The sequence below is a fragment of the Weissella koreensis KACC 15510 genome (assembly GCF_000219805.1).
GTDB classification, from domain to species: domain Bacteria; phylum Bacillota; class Bacilli; order Lactobacillales; family Lactobacillaceae; genus Weissella; species Weissella koreensis.
Map to the genome: position 1 here is coordinate 61,264 of NC_015759.1, position 12,961 is coordinate 74,224.

Genomic DNA, 12,961 nt, shown 5'->3' on the forward strand with positions numbered 1-12,961 from the left:
ATGCACTAACACCTTAGGAATGTTATTCTAGAAGGAATGATTAAAAAAGGATAGGTTTTATTAATAATGGCAAACAGGCAACAATTTATTCGTAATTTTGCAATTATTGCACACATCGATCATGGTAAGTCTACTTTGGCCGATCGAATTATGGAAATGACAAGTACAGTTAGTAATCGTGAATCATCTGCCCAACAATTAGATGATTTAGCAGTCGAAAAAGCTCATGGAGTAACCGTTAAGTCTAAGGCGGTCCAAAACTATTATGTTGATGCAAATGGTGATGAATATCAATATAATTTGATTGATACCCCTGGTCACGTTGATTTTAATTATGAAGTTTCTCGTTCATTATCAGCCACTGATGGTGTGCTACTAGTTGTAGATGCAACTAAGGGTGTTCAGGCTCAAACGGTCGCCAATTTCCGCTTAGCTAAGGAAGCCAATTTAACTATTATTCCTATTGTAAATAAAATTGACAATAATATGGCAGATGTTGAAGGAACTATCGATCAAATTTTAGATCTTGACGTCGATTTTGCTGATCAAGAAATTTTGAAAATTTCAGCTAAAAGTGGTTTAGGCGTTGATAAGGTTTTAGAAGCCATCCGTGATCGTATCCCAGCTCCAGTTGGAGACGATAATGCGCCATTAAAGGCATTAGTTTTTGATTCTAAATTTGACCCTTACAAAGGGGTTGTAGCTCAGGTTAGAATTTTTGAAGGTCAGTTAACCAGCCAAACAAGTCAACTTTTCTTTGCTAGTCAACTAAGCGCGACTAACAAAGAAATTGGGATTTTTGCTCCTGAAATGTTAACTATGAATAAATTATCCGCTGGAGATGTCGGTTATGTTGTAACCGGGGTGAAAGACTCCAATGCAATTAAAATTGGAGATACGATTACGAACACAGATAATCCAGCAACCAAAGCTCTACCTGGTTATCAGGCAGTCGAGCCGATGGTTTATGCTGGTTTGTATCCTAAAAATACCGATTATAAAGAATTAAAAATTGCAATTGAAAAATTGGCATTGAATGATGCTGCCTTTCATTATGAACCCGAACAATCTGAAGCCTTGGGAATGGGATTCCGTGGTGGTTTCTTAGGTATTTTCCATCTTCAAATTATTCGAGAACGTTTACTAGCTGAATTTGGTTTAGAAGTTTTAACAACAATGCCAAATTCAACATTTAAATTAACATTGAAAAATCAAGACGAGCCATTATATGTTGAAAACCCAATTCAATTCCCTGACTGGTCAAAAATTTCCAAGGTTGAGGAACCATATGTTCATGCTAAAATGACTTTGCCAAATGAAATGTTGAATGACATTATGCGCTTAGCCGAAGGACGCCGTGGAATACTAGAAGATCTGGATACATTAGGATCAATGGTTGTTGCCACCTATTTAATGCCAATTTCTGAAATTGCATATGACTTTTTCAATGAATTGAAATCTGTTTCACACGGTTTTGCTACTCTATCAACTGAAGTTGCGGACTATGACTATTCAGATTTAGTTAAATTAGAAATTGCGATTGATTATGTTAATATCGATGCGTTAACTATGATTACACATCGGTTGAAAGCTGAGAGAATGGCCCAAAACATGGTTAATAAATTACGTGATTTAGTACCGCGCAAGTTACAAGTTATGCCAGTACAGGCAATCGTCGAAGGAAAAGTAATCGCACGTGAAAATATCCCACCGCTACGGAAAGTTGCTGCAAAAGGATCTTCGGTTTCTAAGAAACAACAACAACTTCGTCGAACTGGTCAATCTAAATCAAATATCGAGTTACCACAGGCCGTCTTTGACGCTCTATTGGACCTAGGATAATTAAAAATCCGTCAGCTAGCATTACGCTAACCGACGGATTTTTTTAATTAAATATATTAATTTATTCAACATCTTTTTTAAATAACAAATGAACCCCACCATCAGATAATGGTTTAGCACTAACAAAGCTAAATTTATCATTAACTTGGGTTCCTAAGGTATCAAAAGCTGCCTTTTGAATAGCGTTACCATCCACATGAGGTGCCACCACTAATGAAATTTCGTCTACGACATGCGCTTTCAAAAAGGCACCATCAATGACAGCACCACCACAAACAGCCAAGGTATCAATGGTAAAGTGTTGTTTTAATTTAACCAATACTTCTTCGAAATTAAAGTCTTCCTCCCCGCTAATAATATAAGGAATATTCATTGAGCGTAGAAAGGCTAAATAGTTTTTACTGGCTTGTTTGGTCACAATTTCAACAGCATGCATTTTATGCCCATTATATTCAAAATAATTTTGTTCCCAACCACATTGCCCCTTTCGATCAAAAGAAATAGACCAAGTTTCTGATTTAATCTCCGGTAGCCAATCCTCATATTCAATCCCTTCAGGATCATACTGACCTAGATCAGGATGACCTGAAGCAGCATACATTTGAATTGTTTCTCTTCCGTTTGCATCAGCATTACTCATTCGGAAGAGTTCATCCGAATAATAAGCACTTGATACTGCGCTACCATGAGGCCCGTCAATTTTACCATCAATTGAAACATACATGTGAATGATTACTTTACTACGATCCATATTGTTCCTCCACTTATAACTTAATTGTTTTTGATTTTTATTATTCCTACTTAAAAAATCTATAAAGCTAGTATATTCCTTGGAGTGTACTTTAAGGCAAGGCTCAATTTTAAATTTAAATAAAGAAAGATGAGATACGTTATCTCATCTTTCTCCAAAGTAGCATTAAACCATTGCCACAATACTTTTAGTGATCTTATCCGCAACTATCTGAATATCATAATTTTTTACATTACCAAATTTAGTAATTCGCATAAACTCAAAGAATATTTGTCCAACTAAAAGGCGAAACAAATCAACGATTGAAATTTCCGAATTAGGAATTAAGCTTTCCAAAGCAGAACTTAACTGCTTAATTATAGGAGTAAATTTTTGTCTCAACCGATTGAGTAAATCATCATTAACTAAGGCTTCACTCATCAAAATTTGTAAAATAAGACGATTATCATAAATGAAAGTTAAACGATCATTAACAATAAATTGAATAGTTTGTTCAAAATCTTGATTTTGAGGAACTCGTTTTTGAATGAATTCTTGTCCATAACTAGGGATTAAATCGTCCATTAATGGATTGATAATAGCTTCTAATAAACCACGTTTTGTTTTAAAATACTTAAAAATGGTAGCTTCACTCATCCCTGATAATTCTGAAATTTGGGCGGTTGAAGTCCCATTAAAGCCTTGATCAGAGAAAAGTTTGACGGCTGAAATAATCACTTTGCGTTTCCCCGTTGGCATTTCAATTGTGGCAATGAGATCATTAAAATCATCAATTATTCTATCAGTCATATTATTCCCCACTATATATTTATATTTTATACCTTACGATAACGTTTTAAGCCTAAAATATTTCCAATCGTGAGTAATACCAAGAAGACTAACAGGATCAATAGATCAAACCAAATTTGTGAAAAGCCAGCACCGCTCATTACGACGTTAGTTAAGGCCTCTCCAGCATACTTCATTGGCATGATATCGGCAATAACTTTTAACCACCCCGCCATTGAATCTAATGAAACTAATCCCGAGAAAAATATTTGTGGTACAACGACTAAGGGGATAAACTGCATCATCTGGAATTCAGATTTGGCAAAAGTTGACATCAAGATACCAAACGTCAAAGCTACCATCGCTAATAAGATGTTAACTACAACAACCCACCAAATTGAACCAATTACTTCAACATTTAGAACCCAAATAGTATAACTGACAATAATCAAAGTTTGTAAAATTGCCAAAAGTCCATAACTTAAAATATACCCAAAGACAATATCAGAACGCTTGACTGGGGTTGCTAGTAAACGATCTAACGTTCCAGAAGAACGTTCGCGTAAGAGCGCCATTCCAGAAATCAAGAAAACAAAGAAGAAAACAAAAAATCCCATTAGAATTGGTAAAATTTTATCAAAGTAAGATGTATCTTTATTACCATAATTGTAGACATTATGAATCTGAGGTTGCTCATTTTGTGTTGGATTAACCCCTGCGGCTTGTTGTAATTTAGCAAGAGCCGTTGCCATTCCAGAAATTTGATTTTTGACTTGTGCAGAAGCTAATGCTGATTTAGTTAAAGTCGTTTTAGTTGCATCTAAATTAGCATAGGTCACCGTAAAATCAGTTCCATCATATTTAATAATTCCGTCAATTTTTTGATCTTTCAAATCTTCCTTGGCATTTGAAACTTTACTATAGGTTTTCAAATTAATATGATCAGTATCAGCAAGGGTTTCTTTTAATGGCTGCTCCATATTAATAGTAGCAAGATTAACTGTTATATCTGAATTGTTATTAAAGACAACCTTCATTAGACTCAAAACTAACAAAGGGGCCACAAACATTAACATTAGTGTTCTCTTATCCCGAAATAATTCTTTCAGGACACGACGAGCAATTGATAAAATCCGCATTATTTTTCCTCCTCTGCCATCAAAAATACTTCTTCAATCGTATCAACATGATATGCATCTTCCAATTTTGATGGACTGTCATTAGCAATCAGCTTACCACCAAGTAATAAGGCAACCCGATCGACTAATTCTGCTTCATCCATCACGTGAGTTGTCACGAGTATGGTATGCCCATTATTACGCATCGTTTGTAATTCATGCCAAATTTGTCGTCGTAATGATGGATCAATTCCAACAGTTGGCTCATCTAGTATTAATAGTTTAGGATTACCTAAAAAGGCAATTGCTAATGACAGCCGACGCTTCATACCTCCTGAATAACCTGAAGCATACTTATCCAAATGAGGTGTCAAATCAACAATTTCAGCAACTCGCTCAATTTCAGAATCAATATTTTTAACACCACGCATTTCAGCAAAAAACTCCAAATTCTCACGACCGCTTAACTGTTCATATAGAGCATCAGATTGAGCCATATATCCAAGCTCACCTAAAATTTGACGTTCCGGCATTTTCTTATTAAAAACCGTTGCATTACCAGCATCAACTACTTCCATACCTAAGGCAATTTTGATGATAGTTGATTTACCAGCTCCAGAAGGACCAATTAGCCCTACGATTTCTCCTGGATTCACCGCAAAAGAAACATCATCCAAAACAACTTGAGTCCCATATTTTTTACTGACATCGGTTAGTTCAATAATTGCTGTAGTCATATAAATCTCCTTTTATATTTAAGTGAGTGATTACTTACTTACATTTACATATTCTACTCAGCTTTATCCGTTTGTCAAATAAATTTAAGTTTTTGCTTCGCATTAAGTTAAAGATGAACAAATAAAAAAGCCAGGACAGTTATTGTGTCCCAGCTTTATTGCTCTATATTTATTTGATTATTACGAATAATTAGTTTTTAAAAATATTAACTAAAATATCATATTTTTGAATTTATACTTTATTCGGATAACTTAAGCCTTATTTGCATTACCAAAAACATCAATCCGCTCATTTAATGCTTGTTCAATAGCTGAAAACCCAGGCTTCAAGAACTTACGAGGATCATAGTTTTTGCCTTCCAAATCTTTATTTGAAAGAACATAATCACGAATACCTTGATGGAAAGCCAATTGTGCTTCAGTATTAACGTTGACTTTAGCCACCCCTAATTGAATAGCTTGTTTGATTTGATCATCCGGAATCCCAGAACCACCATGTAATACAATTGGCATGGGATGATGAACCGCGTTTGAAACAGCTGTTGAGAGCTCAGATAAATGATCCAAGTGTAAACCATTCCAATTTTCAGGATACTGGCCATGAATGTTACCAATTCCAGCAGCTAAGAAATCAATCCCAGTCTGGGCCATCTGAATAGCATCATCAATCGGAGCAATTTCACCATCACCAACGACCCCATCTTCTTCACCACCGATTGAACCAACTTCGGCTTCAACTGACACATTTGATTTCTTAGCTAATTCAACAATTTCAGCAGTTTTAGTCAAATTTTCAGCAAGTGGTAAGTTTGATCCGTCAAACATAACTGAAGTGAATCCGGCATCAATCGCTTCTTTAGCACCCTCAAATGTTCCATGATCCAGATGAATAGCAATGGGAACATCAATCTCCATTGCTTCATCTAGATTCCGAACCAAGTTGGCAACTACTTTAAAACCACCCATATACTTAACTGCACCCATTGAAATGGCCATTAAAGTTGGAGCTTGACGTTCTTTAGCGACGCGAAGGATTGCTTGTGTCCATTCTAAATTATTAGTATTAAATGCACTAATAGCATATTGCTGTTCACGAGCATTTTGAATCATTTGTTTTGCATTCATAATCGTCATAATATTTTCCTCTTTTACTTTATTCCCAATTTGCTTTTTCAAAATGTTCTAGTGAACCATGAAATGACAAATCCATTGCGTGACTCGCTTGTATTAAGGCCTCGCGCTCAGAAACGTTTTGTGCTTTAAAAATTTGAGCTGTTTGAATCAAGAGATGCATTAACCCATTTTCTGCCATCCAATTCATTTTTTCATTATAATCGAATTGAACCCATGCAGTTCCACTCACCTCGTCATCCCACTTCGCAGCACCATGATATGGACGATCGTCAATTAAGATTCCACCTTCAGCCCTAGCAAGGCCTTTATCATGGGTCATGATCACTCGTTTATAGAACGGGCTTTCTTCATCAGTACCAAAATATTCATTCAACCATTCAATTTTATTTGACCATGAACTTGCATTAAACCAAGGAGCTGTTGATAAAATATATAAATCATAATACTTAGATAAAATTTTGACACTATCCAAAGCACCAGGTAATGGTTTTAAATGGCGAAATATATCTGGAATTTGATCAGGTTTCTCTAAGCCCATTTTAGCTGCTTGTTCAGTTGAAGCTGTTAAAATGGGTAAAGTATCCACCAACGTATTGTCCATATCTAAAAACAATTTAGGCTTTTTAAGCATTATATAATCCTCTTTTTAAAAATTGGTATAGGTAGATAATAACTTGTATTATACCGCAAGTTTGTGAAAAACAAAAATATATTCTGGAATATAAATCGATATTTAAACTATGTTTTTATTTTTCATTTATCATATTTATTTGTGAATATTTTTAACAAAAACGTTTCTAGCACTATAAATTGGTATGGACAAATATTTAATAATAAATAAAAATAACCGTAACTCAATGAGTTACGGTTATTTCATTTGCCTTTGATAAGTAAAACTTACCAAGAAGCTTTTTGTACACCAGGAATCAATCCCTTGTGTGCAAGTTGACGGAAGTTCAAACGTGACATTCCGAACTCACGCATATATGCATGAGGACGTCCATCAAGTTGATCACGATTGTGCATCCGAACAGGGGATGCATTACGTGGCAACTTTGAAAGCCCAACGTAGTCTCCAGCAGCTTTCAATTCAGCGCGCTTTGCAGCGTACTTTGCAACTGTTGCTTCAATTTTCTTAGCCTTAGCGATCTTAGACTTCTTAGCCATGGTTACTTAACCTCCTTGAATGTGGTAACTTTGCGCAACTTTGGAGAATACTTCTTTAACTCCAAACGGTCGGGCGTGTTACGACGATTCTTAGAAGTTAGATAGATACGCTCACCTGTTTCGGCGGCTTCTAACAAAATGTTAATGCGCATTAACATACTCCTTGAATTAATGTATTTGGGGGTTGCCACCACCCACTAGTGTAAACGACAGGTCTAGCTGCATTGGGCTAAACCCCAAGCTTGCGTCGTGCACAATAGCTAGTAAATTACAAAAACTAATATTACACGCATTTTTTACAAATTGCAAGGGTTTTGCCAGAATTGTGTAAAGTATTTTTACTTTACATCTTATTTAATGAATTTTAGCCCATTTAATCCCTAGTTTTTAAGTAATAATATATAAAAAATAATAAAATTATTTCCTTATATATTTGCTTAGTTAATTCTTGCAAATAATTAATTTGTCGCCTTCACAAAATGCCAACTATTAAACATTAATGGATAAACAAGCAAAAAATTCACTAATTGATCAAACAATCCAGCTAAAGGCCAACCAATAAATTGTGTCAATACTATCACAATTTCGAATACAACCATTAAAGCTCCTGATAATTGCCACATATTAGCAAATGAAGTTTGACCAACCACTTGTAAGGCTTGTCCGATCTTCCAATATAGATACCCCATCCCCAACATAATAATCAACATAACAAATAGATATCCAAAGTATAATCCAGTAGTCTGACTAACATCTACTAATTTCAGAACAGGTAACTCCCACCGTATAAACTGAATTAATACAAATGCAAACATAAATTGTTTTAACTTTTGTTGGATGATTTTTTCATGTTGATTCATATAATATTGAACCAAAGCCCAACTGAAAATTAATAAGGAAATTGTTACAACAATATTTATGCTATTAAAAATCAGATGTTTAGGCTGATCTTTAGCTACCAGGACGGCTAGGACATGGGCCGTTGGTTGATAGAACGGCCAGGATAAAACACCGATGATCGGTTGAATTATGTTCAATAATCCACCGAAAAGGCCTAGTGCCCAAATATGTTTACTTTGCCACCACTTCTGATTCATTTAAACTCCTACTTCTCTGTCTTTAAAATATTCAATTCAGATATTTTTAATAATGTATCAACAGCTTTTTGCATAACCTGTAGCGATACATATTCATAGCGACCATGCATATTTTCACCTCCAGCGAACAAATTAGGAGTTGGTAGTCCAAGAAAAGTTATCTTTGAGCCATCCGTTCCACCTCTAATTGGTTCAATCTTAGGCTCAATATCTAAAGCTTTTAAAGCATCAGCGGCTAAATCAACAGGATACATATTATTTTTTAGAATTTCTCCCATGTTGTAATATTCATCTTTGAGCTCGATTTGAATTCGTTCTACTCCAAAAGCTTGATTCATTTCGTTAGCAATGGCCTTTAGCCTTTGTTTACGCAACTCAAAGCTTTCTCGCTCGTGATCACGCACCAAGTACTGCATTTGAGCAGATTCAGGGGTTCCTGTTAATTTGATCAAGTGCCAGAATCCTTCACGACCGGCAGTATGCTCCGGCCGATCATGAGATGGTAATTGAGCATGATAGTCCATAGCTACTTGTAAAGCATTGATCATAGTATTTTTAGCTGAACCAGGATGAACGTTTAGCCCTTGAATCGTAATAGTTGCTGCAGCTGCCGAAAAAGTTTCCCACTCAATTTCACCCAACGGTCCTCCATCAACAGTATAAGCAAAATCAGCTTTAAATTGCTTCACATCAAAATGATCAGCGCCTGTTCCAATTTCTTCATCTGGTCCAAAGGCAAGCATAATTTTACCGTGTGGAACTTCTGGATGTTGAATTAGATATTGTGCAGTAGTCATAATTTCAGCCACACCAGCCTTATCATCAGCGCCTAACAGTGTTGTTCCATCTGTCGTAATGAGGGTATGCCCTTGATAGTTATTTAAATTAGGAAATTGTTCCGGATCTAATTGATAATCTTGATTCAAAGTAATCACAGAATGGCCATCATAATTTTCAACAATTTTAGGCTGAATCTTTTTAGATTCAAAATCAGCTGTGTCAACATGTGAGATTAAACCAATGACTGGTGCATCATAGTTTAAATTACTAGGAAGTTCAGCAAACACATATCCATCATCCATAGTTTGAACATTAGATGCTCCTAAATCAATTAATTCTTGAGCTAATTTTTTTAAGAAATAAATTTCTTTTGGATCAGACGGAATTGTTTTTGAATACTCATTTGAACGGGTATCAATCTTAACATAACGTAAAAATCTTTCTAATAATTCTGGATATTGCTTATCAGTCATTTTAATTCTCCCAACAATCTTTGTTTTTAAATATAAGTATATGGATCCGTATTAACCTGTGAACTAAAAACATCAACTAGATCCCATTTCTTAGTTTGCTGCCAGCGTTTAATCTGTTTGACCATTTGATCCTTGACGATTGACTCCATATGATGATCAGGATCAATAACAATAAAGTCATGAGACAAGACATCATGTCCCGTATGGTAGTAAAGATCAGCGGTAATTAATGCATCAGCCCCACTTTGTTGAGCAACTAAGTATTCTGAACCACCATCACCACCAATAACAGCAATTTTTTGAATAGATCGCTTCAAATCATTTGCGATGACTCGGACTGCCTTGACATTAAATAATTCACGAATAGATTGAGCATATTTTTGAACACTGATTGGATGATCTAACTCTCCAATTCGTCCTAAACCACTATTTGGATCTCCCTTGTCTGGTAATAAAGGCTTAGTATTTTTTATGCCTAAAGCTTCAGCAAGCCAATCATTCATTCCATCTTTAGCTGCATCTAAATTAGTGTGTGCGCTATAAACAGTAATATTATTTTTCAATAAATCAGCATACATTTGGTTTTGAGGATCTTCTAAATCTAAATTTTTAGCTGCATGAAACATAAGGGGATGATGTGAAAAGATAAAATCAACATGTTTCTCAATTGCTTCAGCAACTACCTCGGGGCGAACATCTAAGGTTGTCATGACACGATGGATATCTTGTTGGGAACTTCCCACTTGAATTCCAACGACATCTCTCTCCCATGCTAAATTTAATGGAGCTAGTTCTTCAATAGCTGTGATTAGCTTTTGAGCTTTCATTTTATATCACCTCCTGAATGGTTTGTGCTTGCTTTTGATAATTTTGATAAGCAATTGAATCGCTTTGATCTGCTTTAGTTAAAGTATCGAGTAATTGCTGAAGCCGATCCAATTCTGCTTGCCATTTTGCGATCCAAACGGCATCCTTATTTTGTAAATTAAATGGACCAAATGTAAGTTGTTGTTGCGTGAAATTAGTTTCTCCAGGTTTAGCTACTAATATTTCATAGTAATGACCATCATCAAAAAGCATCGTTTCGTTTATCAAAGCATAATGATGTACTTGTAACCAAGTTCGGACGGTTGAAACGTCAGTATTAGGTTGTAAAATTAGATTATCATATTGAATATGATCATGATGCCCTTGTTCTAATATTTTTTGAATTAACTGGCCACCCATTCCGGCAATAACAGCAGTGTCAATTTGATCAACAGGTTCTACCACCGCAAATCCATCCCCCAAACGCGGTTCTAAACGCCCTGTTAATTCTGCTTTTTCAATTTCATTTTGTGCATTTTGCAATGGCCCTTGGGCAACTTCACCAGCAATCGCAAAAGTTATTTTTTGATTTAATAAAAGATGCGCTGGTAAGTAGGCATGGTCGGACCCAATATCGACTAAGCGCGCACCCATTGGAACAAAGTCAGCAACACGTGCCAACCGATTTGATAAATTAATGGCATCCATTTTAAATTCTCCTGAAAAAAATATAATACTATTATTTTAGCATAAACAGAAAAGAGGCTGGAACAAAACTGTTCCAGCCCCACTAATTTAAATATTTTATCCCTGACTTATTTACTTTTAAAATTCACCTCTAAATATTGATACAAAATCCAAACATCATTATTTAAAGCAGATAAATTGTAACTTTTTACTAGATCAAAAGATTCTTTATGTTTATTATATTAAATAGATCATTATTTTACTAAAAAGCCAACTACACTTAGCAAATAAATACTTTTCTAGTTGATTTTTTCATATCATTAATTATTTAATTCGGGGAACCATAGCTTTATTTCGTGTTGAGCACTTTCTGGAGAATCAGAACCGTGAACAACGTTACGCACTTCATCACCTGGCCAGTCACGTCCAAAATCACCGCGGATCGTTCCAGGAGCAGCTTCAGTGGGATTAGTAAGGCCCATCAAAGTACGCCATCCTTTAATAACGTTATCCCCTTCCACTACAATGGCAACCACAGGGTGCTCCATCATATAATGCATTAATCCAGGGAAAAAGGGCCGATCGGCTAATTCAGCATAATGAGCCCTTAACAAAGCTTCATCAGCTTGTACCATTTTGATATCGATAATATCATAGCCTTTACGCTCAATTCGCCGAATAATTTCACCCACTTTTTTTTGGATGACACCATCTGGTTTAACAATTGCTAATGTACGTTCTGTCATGTTATCGTTCCTCCAACTTTTGAATAAATCTATTATAACGAAAAAAAAATATTTATGAAACCGCTTCCGATAATATAATTCAATTTATTTTCGTTTAATAAATAAATTGAAGGTAATCACATCTATTTATTTCGAATCAATGGGCGCCGGAAATATACTTTCGCTTGCTTTTGATCTAAGCCATGAAGAATAATTGGATCAGCTGCAATGAAACGAGCCTTGATCTCATGAATTTCCTTTTTATCATTTGCCTTTTTATTGTGCTTTTGATTATGTCCATTCTCGGTTTGTGATTGCTGAGTCTTATTTGATTTGGCTTGTACTTTTGACTCATTATGTCTTATTTTATTTTTATTAACTGATTGCTTTGGTTTTGTTAAACGCTTTGAATCATGCTTTGATTCATCGACAATTTTAACATCAACCTTTTTCGATTCTTTCTTTGGAACCTCTTCTTGCACCTTTGGAGAAACGATTTTAGTCGACTTGGCTAAATTATTTTCGCTTAATTTAGGCTTTGCTGGCTTAGGTGCTGTTATGGATCCCACCTCAACAAAGACATAGCTAGAAACTTCACGCCACTGCCAACGCCCTTTATATTTTTGAAGTGCTTTGCGCCAACGTACAACGTATGTTAAAGCAGTTTTAGCAGTATGATTTGGTGGTAAAAGGTCACTTTTTTCAATTTCATAGCGCTTTAAAATTTGTAAATCGGTATTATGCGCAATCCATTGTTCGACAAAGTTAATTGAATTAGTTTCAATATCTGCCACATTGCCAAGTTTGATCCAATTTTGCTGATGCTTTTTTTGCATGTTAACACTCCTTTCTTATCGATTTGATTAAGCCTGATA

15 protein-coding genes are annotated in these 12,961 nt (G+C 35.4%); 1 reads left to right on the forward strand and 14 read right to left on the reverse strand.

From position 1 onward, the window contains the following. The first annotated feature begins 66 nt into the window (after nt 1-66). Nucleotides 67-1,842 (forward strand): translation elongation factor 4, encoded by a 1,776-nt coding sequence (gene lepA, locus WKK_RS00265; RefSeq protein ID WP_013989088.1) that lies wholly within the window; start codon nt 67-69, stop codon nt 1,840-1,842. 61 nt (nt 1,843-1,903) lie between these two features. On the opposite strand, the gene WKK_RS00270 is transcribed toward lepA, so the two are convergent. The 14 genes from WKK_RS00270 to WKK_RS00335 all read right to left on the reverse strand — a co-directional run bounded on the left by WKK_RS00270 (nt 1,904) and on the right by WKK_RS00335 (nt 12,922). Beyond that, nucleotides 1,904-2,593: a dihydrofolate reductase family protein gene (locus tag WKK_RS00270; protein WP_013989089.1), complete on the reverse strand. Its 690-nt coding sequence runs from the start codon at nt 2,591-2,593 to the stop codon at nt 1,904-1,906. Between the two features lie 165 nt (nt 2,594-2,758). Next, entirely contained in the window at nt 2,759-3,382 is a 624-nt protein-coding gene (locus tag WKK_RS00275; RefSeq protein ID WP_013989090.1) for a TetR/AcrR family transcriptional regulator, read from the reverse strand. A gap of 26 nt (nt 3,383-3,408) precedes the next feature. After that, nucleotides 3,409-4,500: an ABC transporter permease gene (locus WKK_RS00280; protein ID WP_013989091.1), complete on the reverse strand. Its 1,092-nt coding sequence runs from the start codon at nt 4,498-4,500 to the stop codon at nt 3,409-3,411. Then, complete coding sequence (locus WKK_RS00285) at nt 4,500-5,216, reverse strand: ABC transporter ATP-binding protein (RefSeq protein ID WP_013989092.1); 717 nt, start codon at nt 5,214-5,216, stop codon at nt 4,500-4,502. Before WKK_RS00285 ends, WKK_RS00280 begins: the two co-directional genes overlap by 1 nt. Before the next feature lie 252 nt (nt 5,217-5,468). Continuing rightward, on the reverse strand, nt 5,469-6,350 hold the full coding sequence (gene fba, locus WKK_RS00290) for a class II fructose-1,6-bisphosphate aldolase (RefSeq protein ID WP_013989093.1): 882 nt from the start codon (nt 6,348-6,350) through the stop codon (nt 5,469-5,471). Nucleotides 6,351-6,369: 19 nt separating this feature from the next. After that, nucleotides 6,370-6,981, reverse strand: a complete 612-nt coding sequence (locus WKK_RS00295; RefSeq protein ID WP_006845445.1) for a 5' nucleotidase, NT5C type — start codon at nt 6,979-6,981, stop codon at nt 6,370-6,372. 266 nt (nt 6,982-7,247) lie between these two features. Beyond that, a complete protein-coding gene (gene rpsN, locus WKK_RS00300; RefSeq protein WP_006845446.1) occupies nt 7,248-7,517 on the reverse strand; it encodes a 30S ribosomal protein S14 in 270 nt (89 codons plus the stop codon). Nucleotides 7,518-7,519: 2 nt separating this feature from the next. After that, nucleotides 7,520-7,669, reverse strand: a complete 150-nt coding sequence (gene rpmG / locus WKK_RS00305) for a 50S ribosomal protein L33 (protein WP_006845447.1) — start codon at nt 7,667-7,669, stop codon at nt 7,520-7,522. Nucleotides 7,670-7,975: 306 nt separating this feature from the next. Continuing rightward, nucleotides 7,976-8,614 (reverse strand): hypothetical protein, encoded by a 639-nt coding sequence (locus WKK_RS00310; protein ID WP_006845448.1) that lies wholly within the window; start codon nt 8,612-8,614, stop codon nt 7,976-7,978. An 8-nt stretch (nt 8,615-8,622) separates the two neighbouring features. Next, entirely contained in the window at nt 8,623-9,867 is a 1,245-nt protein-coding gene (pepT, locus tag WKK_RS00315) for a peptidase T (protein WP_006845449.1), read from the reverse strand. A gap of 26 nt (nt 9,868-9,893) precedes the next feature. Continuing rightward, complete coding sequence (locus tag WKK_RS00320; RefSeq protein ID WP_006845450.1) at nt 9,894-10,694, reverse strand: Nif3-like dinuclear metal center hexameric protein; 801 nt, start codon at nt 10,692-10,694, stop codon at nt 9,894-9,896. 1 nt (nt 10,695) lies between these two features. After that, a complete protein-coding gene (locus tag WKK_RS00325; RefSeq protein ID WP_006845451.1) occupies nt 10,696-11,382 on the reverse strand; it encodes a tRNA (adenine(22)-N(1))-methyltransferase in 687 nt (228 codons plus the stop codon). A gap of 299 nt (nt 11,383-11,681) precedes the next feature. Further along, nucleotides 11,682-12,107, reverse strand: a complete 426-nt coding sequence (gene ndk / locus WKK_RS00330; RefSeq protein ID WP_006845452.1) for a nucleoside-diphosphate kinase — start codon at nt 12,105-12,107, stop codon at nt 11,682-11,684. A 122-nt stretch (nt 12,108-12,229) separates the two neighbouring features. Then, the gene (locus WKK_RS00335; protein ID WP_013989094.1) at nt 12,230-12,922 is read right to left on the reverse strand and encodes a hypothetical protein; all 693 of its coding nucleotides are present in this window, start codon (nt 12,920-12,922) and stop codon (nt 12,230-12,232) included. Nucleotides 12,923-12,961: the final 39 nt, after the last annotated feature.

Coding starts and splice junctions, on each gene's coding strand:
- lepA (WP_013989088.1), top strand. CDS start 67: ATGGCAAACAGGCAACAATTTATTCGTAATTTTGCAATTATTGCACAC.
- WKK_RS00270 (WP_013989089.1), bottom strand. CDS start 2,593: ATGGATCGTAGTAAAGTAATCATTCACATGTATGTTTCAATTGATGGT.
- WKK_RS00275 (WP_013989090.1), bottom strand. CDS start 3,382: ATGACTGATAGAATAATTGATGATTTTAATGATCTCATTGCCACAATT.
- WKK_RS00280 (WP_013989091.1), bottom strand. CDS start 4,500: ATGCGGATTTTATCAATTGCTCGTCGTGTCCTGAAAGAATTATTTCGG.
- WKK_RS00285 (WP_013989092.1), bottom strand. CDS start 5,216: ATGACTACAGCAATTATTGAACTAACCGATGTCAGTAAAAAATATGGG.
- fba (WP_013989093.1), bottom strand. CDS start 6,350: ATGACGATTATGAATGCAAAACAAATGATTCAAAATGCTCGTGAACAG.
- WKK_RS00295 (WP_006845445.1), bottom strand. CDS start 6,981: ATGCTTAAAAAGCCTAAATTGTTTTTAGATATGGACAATACGTTGGTG.
- rpsN (WP_006845446.1), bottom strand. CDS start 7,517: ATGGCTAAGAAGTCTAAGATCGCTAAGGCTAAGAAAATTGAAGCAACA.
- rpmG (WP_006845447.1), bottom strand. CDS start 7,669: ATGCGCATTAACATTTTGTTAGAAGCCGCCGAAACAGGTGAGCGTATC.
- WKK_RS00310 (WP_006845448.1), bottom strand. CDS start 8,614: ATGAATCAGAAGTGGTGGCAAAGTAAACATATTTGGGCACTAGGCCTT.
- pepT (WP_006845449.1), bottom strand. CDS start 9,867: ATGACTGATAAGCAATATCCAGAATTATTAGAAAGATTTTTACGTTAT.
- WKK_RS00320 (WP_006845450.1), bottom strand. CDS start 10,694: ATGAAAGCTCAAAAGCTAATCACAGCTATTGAAGAACTAGCTCCATTA.
- WKK_RS00325 (WP_006845451.1), bottom strand. CDS start 11,382: ATGGATGCCATTAATTTATCAAATCGGTTGGCACGTGTTGCTGACTTT.
- ndk (WP_006845452.1), bottom strand. CDS start 12,107: ATGACAGAACGTACATTAGCAATTGTTAAACCAGATGGTGTCATCCAA.
- WKK_RS00335 (WP_013989094.1), bottom strand. CDS start 12,922: ATGCAAAAAAAGCATCAGCAAAATTGGATCAAACTTGGCAATGTGGCA.